The sequence below is a fragment of the Orrella sp. 11846 genome, assembly GCF_048820935.1.
GTDB lineage: Bacteria > Pseudomonadota > Gammaproteobacteria > Burkholderiales > Burkholderiaceae_B > Algicoccus.
On record NZ_JBMERD010000012.1, the window covers coordinates 1 to 19,074 of the forward strand.

Sequence of the window (19,074 nt, forward strand, 5' to 3'; positions counted from 1 at the left end):
GTCTTGAATTTATTTGTCAAGTGACTGGAAAACTTTTTGAACTTCTCAGTTTTGAGCAACTTGCTTTTGCTGAGATGTCCCGCTTTCCGGTGACTTGCTTCGCGTTTCAAACTTGTATTGGAGCAGCGAAGAAACAGAATTATGCACGATCTATTTCAGCCTGTCAAATCATTTGCCGAAAAAAGTCACTTTTACACACACTTTTTGTCGCTTTTTTGTTGTTTTATCAACTAAAGCAAGCGATCTACTTCAGTAACTCTTTGAAATTTAACACGGTTTTATTTATTTTTGGTTTTATCACAATTTGGCAATATCCTTGCCCTGGATAGTTCTCGTAGTATGCATGATGTATTTTTTCAGCAACCCAGAACGTTTCTACCGGTAAAACCTTAGTCACAATCGTCTGCTCATACTCACCAGAGCGATTAAGTGCTTCTATCTTATGAAGCGCCTTCTGTTGTTGCTCGTCATTTTGCGCAAAGATCACGGATTGATACTGCGTTCCAACATCGTGGCCTTGTCGATTCGGCGTGGTTGGATCATGTGTTGCAAAAAACACATCTAACAAAGTGTCATAAGAAACAACATTTGAATCAAACTGGATTCGGATGACTTCTATATGTCCTGACTCACCACTGCAAACTTCTTCATAGGTGGGTGAAGCACTTTGGCCTCCACAATAACCAGGCTCAATCTCGACCACACCTCGTAGGCAATTAAATACGGCTTCTGTGCACCAGAAGCAACCGCCGCCAAATATTGCTGTTTCCATCTTTGCTTCCATAAGTCGCCTATTTTTATTTCTTATTTGCCTTCCTCTATATAGATGCTCCGATTAAACACATCTACTTAAGGCGATAAATTCAAAATCCATTGCGCGAGTTTTCTAGCATCTTCTTCTGTCACCCGTCGCTGTGGCGGCATAGCCACAATTCCCCAACGACCACGCGATCCCTGACGAATCACCTGCGCCAGATCGGCAACAGACGCCTCTTCATTTGGGTGTTTTTCTGCAATTGCTTTAAATGAAGGGCCAACTCGTTTGCTTTCCATTTGATGGCAAGACAGACAGACATTGCGCTTAGCAAGCGCAATGCCTTCTTCAGTACTTAACGCGGTGTCGCTGGCCAACGCCCATAAAGGCAGCCAGCACAACACCCAAGTTGCGATTGCCTTATTCGTCAAACGCATCCGTCACAGCACCTTTACTTGCAGAACTTGCCAAACGTCCAAACTTGGCCAGCACACCGCGCGTATAACGTGGGGATGGTTGACGCCAGTTTGCCTTACGACGGGCCAACTCTTCATCCGACACATTCAACTGCAACAACAGCTGATGTGCATCGATCGTAATGGAGTCACCTTCTTCCACTAATCCGATCGTACCGCCGACATAAGCTTCCGGTGCAACGTGCCCAACGACCATGCCCCAGGTTCCACCTGAGAATCGACCGTCTGTGATCAAACCAACGCTTTCACCCAAACCTTGACCGATCAATGCACCCGTTGGGGCCAACATTTCACGCATACCTGGGCCGCCTTTTGGACCTTCATAGCGAATCACAACCACATCGCCCGCCTTAATCTGTTGATCCATAATGGCAGCCATCGCCAAGTCCTCAGAATCAAAGACCCGTGCGGGACCCGTAATCACAGGATTTTTAAGACCTGTGATTTTTGCAACAGCACCTTCCGTTGCAAGGTTGCCCTTGAGAATAGCCAAGTGACCGTGGTTATACAGAGGGTTGTCCATCGTGCGGATGACATCTTGATCCGTGGGTGGAAGATCAGGCACGTTCTCCAGAACCTCACTGATGGTCTGACCCGTGATCGTCATGCAATCGCCATGCAACAGACCTGCGTTCAGCAAGATCTTCATCACTTGCGGAATCCCACCCGCTTTATGGAGATCAACCGCCAAATATTTACCTGAAGGTTTCAGATCACAAATCACAGGCACGCGTTTACGGATACGCTCAAAGTCGTCAATCGTCCAAGGCACCTCAGCGGCATGCGCAATCGCCAAGAAGTGCAACACCGCATTGGTTGAACCGCCTACAGCCATAATCACTGAGATTGCATTTTCCAATGCTTCCTTGGTGATGATGTCACGAGGACGACGATCGGCTTTCACGGCGTCAACGAGAACTTGAGCTGCACGGCGAGCGTTTTCAACGGCCTCACCATCTTCATTCGAAGCGGTACTGGAATAAGGCAAGCTCATTCCGAGTGCTTCAAATGCCGAGCTCATGGTGTTGGCGGTATACATACCACCACAGGAACCCGAACCTGGAATTGCGTTTTGTTCGATGGCTTTGAAATCTTCTTCACTCATGCGTTTCATGGTGAATTCGCCCACTGCCTCAAACACAGAAACAATGTTCAGATCCTGACCTTTGTAGCGTCCGGGTTTAATTGTGCCGCCATAGACATAGATACCGGGCACATTCATACGTGCTAACGCACTCATACCGCCTGGCATATTCTTGTCACAACCACCGACAACCACAACACCATCCATCCACTGGCCTTGAACAGCCGTTTCAATACAGTCCGCAATGACTTCTCTGGAGACGAGGGAATATTTCATTCCCTCTGTTCCCATCGACATCCCATCTGAAATGGTTGGCACCCCAAAAATCTGTGGGTTTGCCTTAGCTTCTTTAATCGCCTCAACCGCTGCATCGGCTAAACGCTGCAAACCACTATTACAAGGCGTAATCGTGGAGTGCCCATTGGCCACACCGATCATTGGGTTTTCAAAGTCACTTTCTTTATAGCCCATGCCATAGTACATGGCGCGATTTGGGGCTCTGGCCACACCGTGAGTGATATGGCTTGATCTTTCGTATTTCGACATAAATCCGTCCGACAATAAATTTACGAGTGTGCAAAGGTTAATATGACACACCTTGAGCATAACGCCTATAAAGACTATGTTGCAGCATCCACACTTTGATCCTGTCGCCTTTACCCTCGGTCCGCTTGCGGTCCACTGGTATGGTTTGATGTATATCGTCGGCTTTGCAGCCGCATGGTACCTTGGTCGGTGGAAAATTCAACGAGGTCTTTCCACCATCCGTTTAACCGATTTTGAAGATCTGTTGTTTATCTGCATGCTCGGCGCTGTCTTTGGTGGCCGTTTAGGTTACGTCTTTTTTTACAAGCCTGCCCAATTTCTCTCTGACCCACTGACAATTTTCTACTTATGGGAAGGCGGCATGTCTTTCCACGGCGGTCTGATCGGTGTCCTTCTGGCAATTGCCTTGTACGGCTATGCACGCAAATATTCTTTTTTCGTACTATCCGATTTTCTGGCGCCACTCGTACCACTGGGCCTAGCCGCAGGCAGACTGGGCAACTTTATTAATGGTGAATTGTGGGGTCGCACAACAAATGTACCTTGGGGTATGGTGTTTGCAGGACCGCAAGATGGTTTAGCCCGACATCCCTCACAGCTTTATCAGTTCGGGCTAGAAGGCATTGCGCTCTTTATTTTTCTATGGTTTTACGCTCTAAAACCTCGCCCTACCGGTCGGATTAGTGCTTATTTTCTAATGGGCTATGGTGTCGCACGCTTTATAGCTGAATGGTTTCGCGAACCCGATGACTTCCTCGGCTTGCTAACCGCTAATCTCAGTATGGGGCAGTGGTTAAGCCTGCCAATGATACTGGCAGGCGTGATTCTCTATCGTTTTAGCGCAACTCAATCTCGCCACGCACAGTAACTGCCACGGTCTGCTGACCTGGCTCAAAGTTCAGATGAGGCTCCGACGCCACAGCCGCATCGGATGCCATCATCGCCATCATACGAGGGGCAGGCATTTGTCCGCCCTCATCCACACTCAGCTTCTTGATGTTAAATCCTGAATAACCAAAAACACGTGCGACTGTGTTGGCCTTATCTCTGAATGCCTGTGCCACCGAATCCATCAAACGACCCTGCTCAACTTGGCGCGCTTGATCTGACAAAGAAAAACCGACACTTGAAATCGCCAAGAGATCAGTCACTTGATCTGCTGCAGCCGCGGTTGCGGCTATGTCTTTGGAACGCAACACCAGTTCTGAACGACCTTGCCAGCCTGAGATCTTGCCTTGTTTGTCATACTGGGGATACGTTTGGATGGCACCTGTACTGATGCGAATATCTTTTCTATCGCCCAAACGTTCACGGGCAGTCTGCATCACCTTGGTTAATTCTTGATTGACAACTGCCGACGAATCGCCTTGCACCTGAGCAGACAGCACAACTTGAACCTGATCCTGGTCTACTTGAGACTGTACAGTCGCGGACAATTCAACCAATGGTTTCTTTGAATCAGCTTGTGCCACACCGTTTAGGCCCAGCAACAATCCAGCTGCTACCAACAGTCCTACCGTGCGAACTTGCGCGAACTTAGCAATCATCGCCAGTCACTCCATGAAATAGTTTCGAAAATGAAATTGTATAGAAGCAGACAATCATGCCGACTAAAACGTGTCAATCAAAGCATGCAAATCAATTGGTGCGTATGCATTTTTGATTTGATTTTCTGATGTTTGTCTGTAAGGGATGCCCCCGCGTTTGCCGTCAAGACCGGCATCTCGAACCCAAAGGTTCAGATTGGTGACTTTGCGACTGATTTCGGGTACATCCAACGAGGGATGCGCTCACCTGTCAATCGACTCTGTCACCTGTATGCCATAAGCATCGGTTCAGAGACTTTAAGGTCGAGTCACGAACAACGCAGGGACAAAACTGATTCAGCGGCTAAACCGCCTATAAATTCTTCAATCAATCCAGAGTTTCTGTTACGACTGCATCGTATCCAGCACTGCATTGATACTGTCAATTCTACGCTTGAATTCACCAACCGACAAATCGGCTAGATCGCCACTCGGGACTTTCATATCCAAAAGCTCAGCGGCAACCTGAATCGCAACCATGATGGCGATGCGCTCATTGCCCACAACTTTACCTGATGCTTGAACGCGATCAGTCAACTGAGTGACATGGGCAACCGCACTTTCCAAAGTCTGCTTACCTTCAGGCGGACAAGCCAGCGAATACTCACGACCAAGTATTTTTGCTTCCACACGTTCCATCATCATTACTCCTGTGCGATCGCACCCGGCAAGCGCTCGAGCACATGATTAATACGGGTCTGAGCTTGTGAAGCCACTTCACGCAAACGCTGCACTTCCTGAGTTTTGTTTTGTAAATCTGATGTCAATGCAGACTTCTCAGCCACAAAAATATCCAGCGTTCCCTGTATTCGCGTCACTTCTTCTTTTGCAGCTAGCATTTCCTGACTGGCCTGCACTTGTGCAACTGTTGCTTTTTGGCGCAACTGCCCAAGCTCTGCGTCCACGTCAGAGAGGTTTTTAATTAATCCATCGCGTTCGTTAGATAACACCGTCACCTGGCGGCGCAAGGCATCGCGTTCGTCACGCACGGCCTGTACTTGCTGTGCGAGCACACGGATTCTTTGTTCGAGTTGATCAAGTTCTTCAAGCATGGTCACAATAGTATTTGAAAAAGACGCTGTCGTCAGCGTAAAAGTTGCGATTCACAAACAATACGCACATTCAACCCCACATTCTATGCCCGAATACACACTTTCATGCAATCACATGCGACGATCTGCTCAGTGATAAATTCGGTACACTGAATATCATTTCTAACCATATTACTCTGACACAGGAGCAATTTTCGTGAATACAGAAATCATCGCAACACGTTCTTATGAAACCGTCGCACCCATGAAAGTTGCGTTTCTTGGACTGGGCGTCATGGGACTCCCCATGGCTGGGCATCTAGCGCGCGCTGGACACCAAGTCGTGGTTTACAACCGCACAGAATCGAAAGCAAAGAATTGGTGCGAAGTCTTTTCAGGCCAGTATGCAAAAACGCCCCGTGAAGCTGCCAAGGACGCTCAAATCGTGTTTTGTTGCGTTGGTAATGATGAAGATTTGCGCAGTGTCACGCTTGGCGAGGATGGTGCATTTGCCGGCATGGCACCAGGCACAGTTTTTGTCGACCACACGACGGCTTCCGCTAGCGTTGCTCGTGAGCTTGCTGAGATCGCTGCTAAAAGCAACATCGATTTCATTGATGCACCGGTATCTGGTGGACAAGCGGGCGCTGTGAATGGCAAGTTAACCGTCATGTGCGGCGGCAAACCAGAGGTTTTTGAACGCATCCAACCACTGGCGATGCATTTCGCACAAGCCGTCACACTCATTGGTGAAACAGGTGCCGGACAGCTCGCCAAGATGGTCAATCAGATCTGCATCGCAGGTTTGGTCCAAGGCCTCTCAGAAGGAATTGCATTTGGTCAGGCCGCCGGCCTAGATATGAAGCTGGTTCTAAACGTCATTGACAAAGGTGCAGCACAAAGCTGGCAAATGGAAAACCGTGGCACCACCATGGTCGACGATCAATTTGATTTCGGCTTTGCGGTTGATTGGATGCGCAAAGACTTGAGTCTAGTGCTCGATGAAGCGCGTAAAAATGGCGCCCGCGTCCCTGTCACTGCGTTGGTAGACCAGTTTTATGCAGACGTGCAGGAAATGGGAGGCGCCCGTTGGGACACCTCCAGCCTCATTAAGCGATTGCGCTAAGAGCGGCGACGGGTATTCGTCCCGGACGGCAATTGAGTAATCACCCGTCCGGGCTGCGAACGCTCTGGTGACTTTGGAAATAGAAGAGGCGACAATTCGCTCAAGGCACGACGATAAACATCACGCTTAAAGTCAATCACCATATCCAGTGGTCCCCAATAATGGCTCCAACGCCATGCGTCAAACTCCGGTTGAGCGCACGCCTTTAGAGCCACATCGCTATCGCGACCCACCATTCTCAACAAAAACCAGATTTGTTTTTGCCCTTTGTAAATTCCACGCGAATCACGTCGAATATAACAATCAGGCACGTCATAACGCAGCCAATCCCGGGTTCTACCCAGTATTTTGACATGCTCCGGCAACAAGCCAACCTCTTCATGAAGCTCACGAAACATGGCTTGAGCTGGTCGTTCCCCATACTTGATACCACCCTGGGGAAATTGCCATGCATGCTCACGAATGCGTTTGGCCCAAAACACCTCATTTTTTTGGTTCACCAGGATAATACCGACATTGGGGCGGTAGCCTTCACGATCAAGCATAACCATACCCACAGAATTCAATACAATGTCATCAATTATACGTACTCCTCTTAACTGACAACCTGCGAGATAACCCCAAGCCATGCGAGCCAGTCAATTTCACATCCATACCACCAAAGAAGCACCGAGTGACGCGGAGATCGTCAGCCAACAACTGATGATTCGCACCGGAATGATCCGCAGACTCGCTGCAGGTCTCTATTCTCACATGCCCATCGGCTTGCGCGTCATTCGCAAAGTTGAAAAAATCATCCGCGAAGAAATGGATGCGGCCGGTGCAATTGAATTGCTGATGCCCGTCGTACAGCCCGCTGAACTGTGGGTCGAAACCGGTCGTTGGACAGAATATGGGCCTGAGTTGTTACGCATGAAAGATCGCCATAATCGCGATTTTGTACTGCAACCCACTTCAGAAGAAGTGATCACCGACATTGCACGTAGTGAGCTCAAAAGCTGGCGACAACTGCCAATGAACTTCTATCACATCCAGACAAAATTCCGTGATGAGCGTCGCCCACGTTTTGGGGTGATGCGTGCACGCGAATTCACGATGAAAGATGCTTATTCCTTTGATCGCGATGCACAAAGTGCACAAATCAGCTATCAAAAGATGTACGACGCATACCACCAAATCTTCAATCGCCTCGGTTTAACGTTCCGTTGTGTCGCAGCAGACACTGGCTCCATCGGCGGTTCAGCAAGCCACGAGTTCCAAGTCATCGCCGACATCGGTGAAGACTTAATCGTTTATGACCCAAACTCCGATTACGCCGCCAATATCGAGCTAGCCCAAGCACCCAACCTGATTGCACAGCGTAGTCCCGCATCTGAAGCCCTACAAAAAGTTCACACGCCAGACTGCACATCGTGTGAGGCCGTTAGTCAATTTTTAGAAATTGATCTCAGTCGAGTTCTTAAAACTCGTGTTGTCGCTACAGACAGCGAAGACGGCCAAACCACACTTTGGCTCTTATTAGTTCGCGGTGACCATGAAGTCAATGAAATTAAAGTCGGTAAATTGCCAGGCTTTGAGCACGGCTATCGGATGGCCACTGAGGACGAGATTCGCGAACACATTGACACAGAACCAGGTTCTTTAGGCCCAGTCGGCATCAGCAAAGAAATTCGCGTCATCGCTGACCTAACCGTTGCCAACATGCACGATTTTGTGTGTGGCGCCAATGAGACAGGCCACCACTTAACCGGTGTGAACTGGGAACGTGATCTGCCAGAACCCGATTTAATCGAAGACATTCGTAACGTCGTAGAAGGTGATTCAAATCCTGAAGGTACTGGCACTCTCTGCATTCAGCGTGGAATTGAGGTTGGGCACGTCTTTTACCTCGGCACCAAATATTCTGAAGCGATGAAAGCCACGTTCTTGGATGAAACTGGCAAACCCGCCATCATGGAAATGGGCTGCTATGGCATCGGTGTCACCCGGATTGTGGGAGCTGCCATCGAACAAAACCACGATGAGCGCGGCATTATCTGGCCTAAAAGCATGGCACCCTTTGAAGTTGTCATCTGCGCCGTCGCCTGGGGCAAGAGTGAAGCTGTGCGCAACGAAGCACTGGCACTCTACGAAACACTGAAGTCACAAGGAGTCGATGTCATTCTGGACGATCGTGACCAGCGTCCTGGCGTCATGTTTGCCGACTGGGAGCTCATCGGTGTGCCTGTGCGTGTCACGGTCGGAGAGCGTGGTCTTAAAAACGGCGAAATTGAAGTATTAAATCGCGCTGAGAAAACACCCAATACTGTGCCCGTTGCCGATGCTGCTCGTGTTATTTGTGAAACGCTGGCAACTTTAGCGTAGATTTCTGGTCGTAGATACAATCTGACTTTCCATATCGATCTGACATCCCCCTTCGTTAAATTCCGAAGGGGTCCGGAGCACACAATGACTTTTGACTCAGCAGCACCCAAACATCAGTTACCTGTCCGTGTTTATTATGAGGACACTGACGCTGGTGGTGTTGTCTACTACGCAAACTATCTGAAGTTTTTTGAGCGCGCCCGTACCGAGTGGTTACGTGACTTAGGCGTATCTCAAACACAACTTGCAGCAGACAAAGGAATTTTGTTTGTTGTTGCTGGATTAACGATAGAGTATCGCCAGGCAGCTAAACTCGATGATTTATTAACCGTTGAGAGTATGATCAGCCAGATCGGCAAAGCTTCGTTACACTTTGACCAACGTGTGTTGCGTGATGGAATGTTATTGGCAAGCGCAAACGTGCGTTTATGCTGCGTTCATGCTGAAACATTCCGGCCAACTGCCATACCCGACGCCTTACGTAACCAGTTTATTTCTAACTAATCAGAGAAAAAGATGCCCGTAGCCTCTGCAGACATGTCACTAATGTCGCTGATTCTGGAAGCCAGTTTACCCGTGCAGTTCATTATGCTGCTTTTGGTCGTTGCTTCCATTGTTTCCTGGACATACATTTTTTCAAAGCGACTCTTATTACGAAAAGTTCGCGTACAAACCCGCGATTTCGAAGATGATTTCTGGTCAGGTGGCGATTTAGCCCAATTGCACCAGACGGTCAGCAAACGACGCCAAGAACAAGGCCCGTTGGCAAGAATCTTTGATGCCGGTATGACCGAATATTTGAAAGCTCATCGCGTCTCCACTGGCACAGGCATCGATGGTGCCCGACGCGCCATGCGCGCATCCTTTCAGCGTGAGCTCGATGAGATGGAAACACACCTAGGATTTCTTGCGTCCGTCGGATCCGTCAGTCCTTACATCGGCCTGCTGGGTACGGTCTGGGGCATCATGCATGCCTTTATGGGACTGTCGAACGTCGAAAACGCCACGCTTGCAGCCGTTGCACCAGGGATTGCTGAAGCCCTGATTGCAACCGCCATTGGTTTGTTTGCAGCCATTCCCGCCGTCGTGGCGTACAACCGTTACACAGATGACATTGACCGAATCGCCACACGATTTGAAACGTTTATTGATGAGTTTCTGAATATTCTGCAAAGGCAATCCCGCTCATGAGATCTCTGCGCGCAGGCCGTCGTGGCTCTAGCAGACGGCTTAAAAACGAAATCAACGTCGTGCCATACATCGACGTGATGTTGGTGTTGCTGGTCATTTTTATGGTGACCGCACCCTTGATCACACCCGGTGTGATCGATCTGCCGCGCGTCGGGCAAGCCACGAGCGTACCGGCTGCACCCATCGAAGTTCAAATCGGACAAGACGGTGAAGTCGCTTGGCGCGTGCGCGAACCTGGTGTGCATTTTGAGCCTGTTGCACGCGACGCGATTGCACAAACACTGTTGTCAGTCCGTCAAGATGATCAACCCGTCGTGATTGCAGCACACGGCAAGGTTCCCTATGAATCGGTTGTAGAACTCATGGATAGTTTACGTGCCAACGGAATTGACCGCCTCGGACTCCTTGTTGAACAGCGCCAGGGCGAACAACCTGTTGATGTCACCCCAAAACCTGAGAAATAATGGCCTCGCGTTCTTTTCGCTCACTTCTTAAAGCAGATCGTCGTCGCGATGAACCACTCGCACGCAGCTTTGCGATCGCGTTGGGTTTACACGTCGCTTTGTTGATTTTTTTCATCTTGAGTTGGAGTTGGTCCGTTGAGAAGCCTGGTCCCGTCATGGTAGAACTTTGGATGGAAGGCGAAACGCAACAAATCCCACGCTCTCCTGACGCTCAAGAGTCCCCGGAGCCAGAGCCCGAAGTAGAACCTGAGCCGGAACCCCAGCCTGAACCCGAAGTAGAACCTGAAATCGAGCCAGAACCGGAGCCAGAGCCAGAACCGGAGCCGGAGCCAGAACCGGAGCCGGAGCCAGAACCGGAGCCAGAGCCAGAGCAGTATCTAGATCCTGAGCCGCAGCCAGAGCCAGAAACACCCTCAACGCCAGCCATCACACCTGAGCAACAAGCTGCGATTGACGCTGAAATTGCATTGGAAGAAAAGCGCAAAGAAGAAGCGCTGGAAAAAGAACGTCTCGCACAACTTGAACAGCAAAGACTCGAGAAAGAACGTCAAGACCAATTGGAAGCCGAACGACTTGAGCAAGAGCGTCTAGCCAAGCTGGAAGAGGAACGTCTCGAAAAAGAACGTCTTGAGCAAGAGCGGATTGAACAAGAACGACAAGCTCAACTTGAAAAAGAGCGGTTGGCGAAACTAGAGGAAGAACGCCTCGAAAAAGAGCGTCAAGAGAAAGAGCGTCAAGCCAAACTCGAAGCTGAGCGCCTCGAGAAAGAAAAACAAGAGCAAGAACGACTAGCTAAACTAGAACAGGAGCGTTTGGAAAAAGAAAAGCAAGAAAAAGAACGCCAAGCCAAACTCGAAGCTGAACGACTCGAGAAGGAAAAACAAGAAAAGGAGCGATTGGCTAAGCTACAACGAGAGCGGCTGGAAAAAGAAAAGCAGGAAAAAGAACGCAAAGCCAAGCTTGAGCAAGAGCGCTTAGAAAAAGAGCGACAGGCGAAATTGGAAGAAGAGAAGAAACGCAAACAGCTTGCAGAACAAAAAGCACGTGAAGAGGCCGCCAAAAAAGCGGCTGCTGACAAAGCTTTGCGTGATGCGTTCCGAAGTGACGTGATGGGTGCAACTGGCGTTGCTGGCGGTAAAGCGGCACAGAATCGTGAAGGCGGTGGCGCCGATGCCGTGTATGCTGGCATGGTGCGCGCTTGCATTCGACCCAACGTGTCATTCCCAACACCATTGCGTCAAGGTAAGGCAAATCCTGCCGCACTCTACCGAGTACAGTTAAAATCAGACGGCAGCGTCATGAGCCTGAACCTGCGTCGTAGTTCTGGAAACCCTGGCTTTGATCGAGCAGTAGAAATTGGTGTGCGTCGTTGCTCACCCTTCCCTAAACCACCTACAGGTAAGTATCCGTCGTACATTGATGTGAACTACCACATGTATGACTAAGCGGAGAGACAGCCCATGCAAACCGTTGTCACAAATTTATCACCTACATCATTATCTGAAACCATAATGAAAAAACTAACTCAGTGGCTAAGTGTATTTCTGACTTGTTTTCTAGTTTTCTCTGCGCCCTCTGCCAACGCACAATTACGGGTAGACATTTCAGGAACAGGTGCCAAACAATATCCGATTGCAATCGCTGACTTTACAGGCGACTCAACCGGTCGTTTAATTGCAGAAGTGATTCGCGCAGATCTAACGCGTTCAGGCCAGTTTCGCTTAATTAACGCAACAGGCGCAAAGTTAGAAGTGGACACCCCTATTGCCTACGAAGAGTGGCGTACCCGTGGGGCTGACTACGTCGCCTATGGCACAGTCACAAAAGAATCTGGTGATCAATACGAAGTCCGCTATCGATTGGCCGATACAATTAACGACACCAATCTCGATGGTGTTGTTTTCACGGGATCCGATCGTGAACTGCGTCGCATTGCCCACCAAATTGCCGATCGTATCTATGAGCACATCACTGGCATTCCCGGTGTTTTTGCAACACGCATTGCCTATGTGCTCAAACACGGCAACACTTACGAGCTTCAGATTGCCGACTCTGATGGTCAAAACCCACAAATCGCCTTACGTTCGCGTGAACCTATCATTTCCCCTGCCTGGTCACCTGACGGCTCTAAGCTGGCTTATGTAAGTTTTGAAACAGGTAAGCCCGTTGTCTATGTTCACGAACTGTCATCGAGCAAACGCACCCCTGTAGCTAATTTCAAAGGCAACAACTCAGCGCCCGCGTGGTCACCTGATGGCAATACCCTCGCAGTCGTCCTGACGCGTGAGGGTTTATCTCAAATCTATTTAATTAACGCACACGATGGCTCCAACTTGCGCCGTTTGACACGCTCACCGCTCATTGACACAGAACCCGTCTTTAGCCCTGACGGACAAAGCATTTTCTTTACAAGTGATCGCAGTGGACGTCCTCAAATCTATCAAATTCCCGTCAGTGGTGGGGAAGCTCGCCGCGTCTCCTTTAATGGCGATTACAATATCAGTCCACGTATTTCTCCGGATGGCAAAAGCTTGCTGATGGTCACCAGACGTGGTGGCGCGTTCCGCATCGCATCCGTTGATCTTGAGACCGGTACGGAAACCCTACTCACTCAGGGTCCCGATGATCAGTCACCGAGTTTCGCACCGAACGGCAAACAAGTTCTTTACGCTTCACGTCAGGGTGGTCGTCATATGCTCGCCGGCGTATCCAGTGATGGAAGAATGCGTCAGACCCTTTCGATCCATAACGGTGAAATCCGTGAACCAACCTGGGGGCCTTTCAATCAAAATGCGCAAAGCCCTCAGACAACAAACCCTTGATAATTTAAGGACTTAATATGAATTCCCGCCTTGCCCTATCCATAACAGCCATCTTTTTAGGTTTTGGGCTAGCTGCCTGCTCCTCTGTTGCACTTGACGACGCTGGTGCTGATTCGTCCGGTGCTCACGGTTCTGCGATGGATCCTTTCAATCCCAATAGTGTTCTATCCTCTGATCGATCGGTGTATTTTGAGTTCAACAAATACAATGTGGACGAGCAATACCGCCCAACTGTTGAAAACCACGCAAACTATTTACGTAGTCATCCGCAACAAAACATCGTCATTGAAGGCAACACTGACGCTGTTGGCGGTTCCGAATATAACTTGGCGCTTGGTCACCGTCGTGCAGAAGCGGTTCGTCGTGTTATGACGCTCATGGGTACGAATGACCAGCAAATCGAGACCATCAGTTTCGGTAAAGAAAAGCCACGTGCGCTTGGTTATTCTGAACAAGATCATGCAGAAAACCGTCGTGCGGATATTGTGTACGAACGTCGTTAAGCTTTTCAGTCTGTCACTGAGATAGAACTCGCAGGAGAAATTCATGAAGTGGTATGTAATGTGTGGCGCTTCACTCGCGCTGTCAACCTCGTTAGTTTCGGGCGCCTTTGCATTTTCCGCCGACAATGAGGCTCGCCAGGCGATCAACGAAGTGCGTCAACAGATGAAAGTACTGACCGATACGACTCAACGCATCAACATGCAAATGTCAGACCGTATCGACACACTCGAACTGGAGATTTCACGGCTTCGCGGCATGATTGAAGAGCTCGGTGGACCAAGCTACAACCGTTCTTCAAGTACACCTGAACAGGCTGGCAGCTCCGTGGAGCAAGATGCTTATGAAGGTGCGCTTGACATGTATCGTCAAGGCGATGCACAGGGTGCAATCGAATCTTTTCAAGCATTTCTAACAGTCTATCCGGACAGTGCGCTTGCACCTGCGGCTAAGTTCTATCTGGGCAGTAGCTTGTATGCCAATCGCAACTATAAGGAGGCCAACACCACATTACAAAATCTGGTGAAGGCCAATCCTGAGCATCCACGCTCACCTGATGCGCTTTTAGTGTTGGCAGCTAGCCAATACGAACTCAATGATCGTGCGGGTGCCAAAGCCTCTTTGCAAAAAATCACAAAAGATTATCCAGGCTCTGAAGCTGCCCAAACAGCTGAGCAACGCCTGAAGATGCTCTAATCGATTTTTAAACTAGCTCAACACCAAGGTGATCAGAGTCAATCTGATCACCTTTTCTTCTTTTTAAGAGTTCTGGTACAAGTCGTAGTCAAAAACGTTCAACGTTGCAACCATAGAAGCGCAACGACACCCAAGACGATCAGGAGCATACCAATACGTTCCTGACGAGACGTACTGCCATCAAAGAGTCTCTTTGAAAGCATTTGTGCAAAAAAGACTTCAACCAAGCCGAGCGTACGCACATTGGCTGCCGTCGTTAACGCAAAACCAATAAACCACCCTTGCGACGCAGCTGCGCCTAAAAAACCACCTGCAAGCGAAATCTTCCAAGCAGAAATACAACGTTGCCAGGCTGCAGGGTCGGTGATGCGCATCCAAACAGCCAGAACGAATGCTTGGATAAACAATCCACACACTAACGTCCAAGAAGCGCGAATGAGGAAGTTTCCTTCTGGCAAAGACAAAATGGCACCTCTGAAACCTACCGCAGCCACTGCAAAACATGCGGCCGCCAAAAGTCCAAAAAAGACTGGGCCATAGTCTCTTTTTGCACCTGATGTTTTTGAAACAGGCTTATAACCCATCCAAACCACTCCTAGAGTCGCCAGAACGATTGCTGTGGCCGTTCCTAACCCCAGCGGATCACTAAGCACCAAGACACCAAATAACGCTACCTGTACGGGCTCTGTCTTTGTCCAAACAGTCACCACCACAAAATCTCGAGATTTCATCGCCGCTAGCATTAAGGCCGTTGCAGCAATTTGTGCCAATGCACCCAACGTTACAAAGCCCAAAAACTTAGCATCTACGCTCGGCATCGCCGAATCTGTCGCAAACCACGCAATCAAAAAGAATAGACACGCAAACGGAAAGCCAAACAGGAAGCGAACTTGAGTCGCCCCCATTGTGCCCAGCTCTGCTGTCAAACTTTTTTGTATTGCATTTCTTCCCGCTTGTGAAGCAGCCGCAAAAATTGTTGCTGGCACCCAAAACCACGTCCAATCTGTCTCCACTTCGACCCCTTTTTATTTGACGAGCAACTCACAAACATTCAGTTTAAATAAAAAACAACCCCTGACCGTCTCCAGCCAGAGGTTGTTGTACTCAGGGGAATAATCCCCCGTGTGTGTGACACTGGGTTTCGATTAGAAGCCCATACCGCCCATGCCACCCATACCGCCCATGCCACCCATGTCAGCAGGCATTGCAGCCGGCTTCTCTTCAGGGATTTCGCACACAGCGACTTCGGTGGTCAACAACAGACCAGCCACGGAAGCGGCGTTTTGCAATGCGCTGCGGGTCACTTTCGTGGGATCCAGAACACCTTGCTCAACCAAGTTACCGTATTCGCCAGTTGCGGCGTTGTAACCAAAGTTACCTTCGCCTTCGGCCACTGCGTTCACAATCACGCTAGGCTCTTCACCAGCGTTTGCAACGATGGTGCGCAGCGGTGCTTCAATTGCACGCTGGATCAAACGGATACCGGCGTCTTGATCGGCGTTGTCGCCTTTCAGGTCAACGATCGCGGTACGTGCACGCAACAGCGCAACACCACCACCAGGCACAATTCCTTCTTCCACAGCAGCGCGTGTTGCATGCAGCGCATCTTCAACGCGAGCTTTCTTTTCTTTCATTTCGACTTCGGTAGCAGCACCCACGCGAATCACGGCAACACCGCCAGCCAACTTGGCTACGCGCTCTTGCAGTTTTTCACGATCGTAGTCGGAAGTGGCTTCTTCGATTTGTGCACGGATCTGCTTCACACGTGCTTCGATGGTTTCGGCTTGGCCAGCACCATCAATAATCGTTGTGTTTTCTTTGGCAACTTCGATGCGTTTTGCTTGACCCAGATCTTCGATCGTGGCTTTTTCAAGTGACAGACCGGTTTCTTCGGAGATCACGGTACCGCCAGTCAACACAGCAATGTCTTCCAACATCGCTTTACGGCGATCACCAAAACCAGGTGCTTTCACAGCGGTGGTTTTCAGGATGCCACGGATATTGTTCACAACCAGTGTTGCCAATGCTTCACCTTCAACGTCTTCTGCAATGATCAACAGAGGACGGCTGGATTTCGCAACCGCTTCGAGGATTGGCAACAGATCACGGATATTGCTGATTTTTTTGTCAAAAATCAAGATATATGGATCTTCCAGAGCAGCCACTTGCTTTTCTGGGTTGGTGATGAAGTATGGGGAGAGGTAACCACGGTCAAACTGCATACCCTCGACCACGTCCAACTCGTTATCCAGTGACTTACCGTCTTCAACAGTAATCACACCTTCTTTACCCACTTTGTCCATTGCATCAGCAATGATCTTACCGATGGATGCATCGCTGTTTGCGGAGATTGAACCCACTTGAGCGATTTCTTTGGTTGTGGAGCAAGGCTTGGACAGCTTGCGCAGCTCTTCAACGGCGACCACAACAGCTTTATCGATACCACGCTTGAGGTCCATGGGACTGATGCCAGCGGCCACGTACTTCAAACCTTCCACAACAATGGCTTGTGCCAAAACGGTTGCGGTTGTTGTACCGTCACCCGCTGTATCGGATGTTTTAGCAGCAACTTCTTTCACGAGTTGTGCACCGATGTTCTCAAAGCGATCTTTGAGTTCGATTTCTTTTGCAACAGACACACCATCTTTCGTCACGGTTGGGGCGCCAAAGCTGCGCTCCAGAACGACGTTACGACCTTTAGGGCCTAATGTCGTTTTAACAGCATTTGCCAATGTATTGACACCGCGCACAACGCGTGAGCGGACGTCTTCACCAAAATAAACTTGCTTTGCAGCCATGTAATTTACCTTTATTTATTCAATTCAACTTCAGATAACAGTGATAAGGTCAGTCAAATCAGACAACGACCGCGAGAATCTCTTCTTCGCGAATCACGAGAACCTCTTCACCATCCACCTTGACTGTTTGGCCAGCGTATTTGCCAAACAAAACTTTGTCACCAACTTTGACATCAAGCGGCTGAAGATTGCCATCATCACTACGCTTACCGGGACCAACCGCAACAACTTCACCTTGATCAGGTTTTTCTGCGGCGCTATCCGGAATAACAATTCCTGAAGCGGTTGTACGCTCGTTGTCCAGACGTTTGACGATCACACGATCGTGCAGGGGACGCAAGGCCATGTATGACTCCATTAACATAAAAGAGGTTGTACAAAAATGTGCGAGCGTTGCACTTGTTAGCACTCGCCCGCCTTGAGTGCTAATTATATGGGCTCTTTCTCTGATTTCAAGAGCAAGTACAAAATAATTTGTGTTTTTCTCGAAATAGCGCAGTAAATCAATCCTCTTACACTTTTAAATGAGGACTCATTGAGCCCCTTACCACCTAAAAACTCCTGCAGACCTAAACAACCTGCTCACTTCTTGCATTGAAACAATTCAATCAATCGGTATATACAATAATATATTGATGCGCATGCCTACCTAGAAGTTGACAAATTTTTTTTGTTTCTAAAACCGATGAGAGTGGAGTTGAACAATGAAAATCTTAATTGTTTTCAATCGTGAGCCCCATGACAATACCGACGTGACATGGAACGGTCTACGTCTAGCCGCTCAGCTTTTAAAGGAAGGTAGCGAAGTCAGGATTTTCCTGATGAATGATTCTGTCGATATGGCGCGCGACGTGTGCACGCCCCCAGAACACTACGATCAGGATTTAAGTCAGATGCTCAAAGATCTCATTGCACGCGAGATTCCGGTCAAAGTTTGTGGAACATGTATGGCTCGCTGCGGGATCTATAAAAACCATCCCTATTTCGATGGTGCACAAGAAGCAACCATGCCAGAACTTGCTAAATGGGTGATCGACAGTGACAAAGCACTCACTTTCTAACGAGTTACAAACATTTGAAGAATCCCGGATTTATTGGGATTCTTCATTATCTGTTCAAATCAAAGCGGTTTATTAACGCCCGGCCGCTGCCGCCGTGATACCGCCGGCGACGCCCAGATCTGTTTTAGGCGCATCCACAACCATAATCCGCGTATCTTGCTGTGACACACCGATCACTTTCTCAATCGTTTGCGCCAAAGCCTTGATCACTGCCGCTTTGGCCTCAGCCGTTCGACCTTCGATCAAAATCAGTTCAACAAACGCCATCGAATGTCCGAGCGTTCCACCCACAATCGTATCTGCAGGCGCAACTTCTTCCAAAGTGACTCGCACGTTTGCAAGTGGCGCTCCAATCGTCTCCACAACATCCTGACTTAAGGACTGAAGTAACGTAGTTTTTTGTTCTTGACTGGATCCGGTCGGAATCCGTGTGTGCATAATGGGCATGCTAGTGTGCTTCCTCTAAAAATGGTGATTGAATCAATCCAGTGTATTTTTGTTTCTTTCGACAGACTAACAAACTTTTTCACTTCGTAGCACAGACACCCGAAACATCGTGCGTCATCGATGCCAC

At 49.1% G+C, this 19,074-nt stretch carries 22 protein-coding genes and 1 other RNA gene; 11 read left to right on the top strand and 12 right to left on the bottom strand.

The window, feature by feature from the left end; genetic code table 11:
- Nucleotides 1-244: 244 nt before the first annotated feature.
- From msrA to ilvD, 3 genes are all read right to left on the bottom strand, one after another.
- Nucleotides 245-772, bottom strand: a complete 528-nt coding sequence (msrA, locus tag ACOI06_RS10555) for a peptide-methionine (S)-S-oxide reductase MsrA (RefSeq protein ID WP_420662544.1) — start codon at nucleotides 770-772, stop codon at nucleotides 245-247.
- Nucleotides 773-849: 77 nt separating this feature from the next.
- Nucleotides 850-1,191, bottom strand: a complete 342-nt coding sequence (locus tag ACOI06_RS10560; protein WP_420662545.1) for a c-type cytochrome — start codon at nucleotides 1,189-1,191, stop codon at nucleotides 850-852.
- Nucleotides 1,175-2,860, bottom strand: a complete 1,686-nt coding sequence (gene ilvD, locus ACOI06_RS10565) for a dihydroxy-acid dehydratase (protein WP_420662546.1) — start codon at nucleotides 2,858-2,860, stop codon at nucleotides 1,175-1,177. Before ilvD ends, ACOI06_RS10560 begins: the two co-directional genes overlap by 17 nt.
- Before the next feature lie 76 nt (nucleotides 2,861-2,936).
- Between ilvD and lgt the strand changes: the two genes are divergently transcribed.
- Nucleotides 2,937-3,728, top strand: coding sequence for a prolipoprotein diacylglyceryl transferase (gene lgt / locus ACOI06_RS10570; RefSeq protein ID WP_420662547.1), 792 nt, complete (start codon nucleotides 2,937-2,939; stop codon nucleotides 3,726-3,728).
- Here the strand turns inward: lgt and ACOI06_RS10575 are convergent.
- The 4 genes from ACOI06_RS10575 to ACOI06_RS10590 form a co-directional block, all read right to left on the bottom strand.
- On the bottom strand, nucleotides 3,697-4,407 hold the full coding sequence (locus tag ACOI06_RS10575; protein ID WP_420662549.1) for an SIMPL domain-containing protein: 711 nt from the start codon (nucleotides 4,405-4,407) through the stop codon (nucleotides 3,697-3,699). The two genes, lgt and ACOI06_RS10575, sit on opposite strands and share 32 nt — an antisense overlap.
- Before the next feature lie 144 nt (nucleotides 4,408-4,551).
- A non-coding RNA gene (ssrS, locus tag ACOI06_RS10580) (6S RNA) lies at nucleotides 4,552-4,736 on the bottom strand.
- Nucleotides 4,737-4,791: 55 nt separating this feature from the next.
- Nucleotides 4,792-5,085: a cell division protein ZapA gene (locus tag ACOI06_RS10585; protein ID WP_420662644.1), complete on the bottom strand. Its 294-nt coding sequence runs from the start codon at nucleotides 5,083-5,085 to the stop codon at nucleotides 4,792-4,794.
- Nucleotides 5,086-5,090: 5 nt separating this feature from the next.
- Nucleotides 5,091-5,498, bottom strand: coding sequence for a hypothetical protein (locus ACOI06_RS10590; protein ID WP_420662550.1), 408 nt, complete (start codon nucleotides 5,496-5,498; stop codon nucleotides 5,091-5,093).
- Nucleotides 5,499-5,694: 196 nt separating this feature from the next.
- Here ACOI06_RS10590 and ACOI06_RS10595 point away from each other — a divergent pair, with 196 nt between their 5' ends.
- A complete protein-coding gene (locus ACOI06_RS10595) occupies nucleotides 5,695-6,603 on the top strand; it encodes an NAD(P)-dependent oxidoreductase (RefSeq protein WP_420662551.1) in 909 nt (302 codons plus the stop codon).
- On the opposite strand, the gene ACOI06_RS10600 is transcribed toward ACOI06_RS10595, so the two are convergent.
- On the bottom strand, nucleotides 6,600-7,148 hold the full coding sequence (locus ACOI06_RS10600) for an RNA pyrophosphohydrolase (RefSeq protein ID WP_420662645.1): 549 nt from the start codon (nucleotides 7,146-7,148) through the stop codon (nucleotides 6,600-6,602). The genes ACOI06_RS10595 and ACOI06_RS10600 overlap by 4 nt on opposite strands.
- Nucleotides 7,149-7,230: 82 nt before the next feature.
- On the opposite strand from ACOI06_RS10600, the gene ACOI06_RS10605 reads away from it, so the two are divergent.
- The 8 genes from ACOI06_RS10605 (at nucleotide 7,231) to ybgF (ending at nucleotide 14,641) form a co-directional block, all read left to right on the top strand.
- Nucleotides 7,231-8,967, top strand: coding sequence for a proline--tRNA ligase (locus tag ACOI06_RS10605; RefSeq protein ID WP_420662552.1), 1,737 nt, complete (start codon nucleotides 7,231-7,233; stop codon nucleotides 8,965-8,967).
- An 84-nt stretch (nucleotides 8,968-9,051) separates the two neighbouring features.
- Nucleotides 9,052-9,471 carry a tol-pal system-associated acyl-CoA thioesterase gene (ybgC, locus tag ACOI06_RS10610; protein WP_420662553.1) on the top strand — a complete coding sequence of 140 codons (420 nt, stop codon included), beginning with the start codon at nucleotides 9,052-9,054 and terminating at the stop codon, nucleotides 9,469-9,471.
- A gap of 12 nt (nucleotides 9,472-9,483) precedes the next feature.
- Nucleotides 9,484-10,158, top strand: coding sequence for a protein TolQ (gene tolQ, locus ACOI06_RS10615; protein ID WP_420662554.1), 675 nt, complete (start codon nucleotides 9,484-9,486; stop codon nucleotides 10,156-10,158).
- Complete coding sequence (locus tag ACOI06_RS10620; protein ID WP_420662555.1) at nucleotides 10,155-10,622, top strand: ExbD/TolR family protein; 468 nt, start codon at nucleotides 10,155-10,157, stop codon at nucleotides 10,620-10,622. Before tolQ ends, ACOI06_RS10620 begins: the two co-directional genes overlap by 4 nt.
- Nucleotides 10,622-12,067 (top strand): cell envelope integrity protein TolA, encoded by a 1,446-nt coding sequence (tolA, locus tag ACOI06_RS10625; RefSeq protein ID WP_420662556.1) that lies wholly within the window; start codon nucleotides 10,622-10,624, stop codon nucleotides 12,065-12,067. Before ACOI06_RS10620 ends, tolA begins: the two co-directional genes overlap by 1 nt.
- A 66-nt stretch (nucleotides 12,068-12,133) precedes the next feature.
- Entirely contained in the window at nucleotides 12,134-13,444 is a 1,311-nt protein-coding gene (gene tolB, locus ACOI06_RS10630) for a Tol-Pal system beta propeller repeat protein TolB (RefSeq protein ID WP_420662557.1), read from the top strand.
- A 17-nt stretch (nucleotides 13,445-13,461) separates the two neighbouring features.
- Entirely contained in the window at nucleotides 13,462-13,947 is a 486-nt protein-coding gene (gene pal / locus ACOI06_RS10635) for a peptidoglycan-associated lipoprotein Pal (RefSeq protein WP_420662558.1), read from the top strand.
- Nucleotides 13,948-13,990: 43 nt separating this feature from the next.
- Nucleotides 13,991-14,641: a tol-pal system protein YbgF gene (gene ybgF, locus ACOI06_RS10640; protein WP_420662559.1), complete on the top strand. Its 651-nt coding sequence runs from the start codon at nucleotides 13,991-13,993 to the stop codon at nucleotides 14,639-14,641.
- 98 nt (nucleotides 14,642-14,739) lie between these two features.
- Here the strand turns inward: ybgF and ACOI06_RS10645 are convergent, their stop codons facing one another.
- The 3 genes from ACOI06_RS10645 to groES form a co-directional block, all read right to left on the bottom strand.
- On the bottom strand, nucleotides 14,740-15,627 hold the full coding sequence (locus ACOI06_RS10645; RefSeq protein ID WP_420662560.1) for an EamA family transporter: 888 nt from the start codon (nucleotides 15,625-15,627) through the stop codon (nucleotides 14,740-14,742).
- 159 nt (nucleotides 15,628-15,786) lie between these two features.
- Nucleotides 15,787-17,439: a chaperonin GroEL gene (gene groL / locus ACOI06_RS10650; RefSeq protein WP_420662561.1), complete on the bottom strand. Its 1,653-nt coding sequence runs from the start codon at nucleotides 17,437-17,439 to the stop codon at nucleotides 15,787-15,789.
- A gap of 58 nt (nucleotides 17,440-17,497) precedes the next feature.
- Complete coding sequence (gene groES, locus ACOI06_RS10655; RefSeq protein ID WP_420662562.1) at nucleotides 17,498-17,785, bottom strand: co-chaperone GroES; 288 nt, start codon at nucleotides 17,783-17,785, stop codon at nucleotides 17,498-17,500.
- Nucleotides 17,786-18,143: 358 nt separating this feature from the next.
- On the opposite strand from groES, the gene ACOI06_RS10660 reads away from it, so the two are divergent.
- Complete coding sequence (locus ACOI06_RS10660; RefSeq protein ID WP_420662563.1) at nucleotides 18,144-18,500, top strand: DsrE/DsrF/TusD sulfur relay family protein; 357 nt, start codon at nucleotides 18,144-18,146, stop codon at nucleotides 18,498-18,500.
- 72 nt (nucleotides 18,501-18,572) lie between these two features.
- On the opposite strand, the gene ACOI06_RS10665 is transcribed toward ACOI06_RS10660, so the two are convergent.
- Nucleotides 18,573-18,947, bottom strand: coding sequence for a tautomerase family protein (locus ACOI06_RS10665; RefSeq protein ID WP_420662564.1), 375 nt, complete (start codon nucleotides 18,945-18,947; stop codon nucleotides 18,573-18,575).
- Nucleotides 18,948-19,074: the final 127 nt, after the last annotated feature.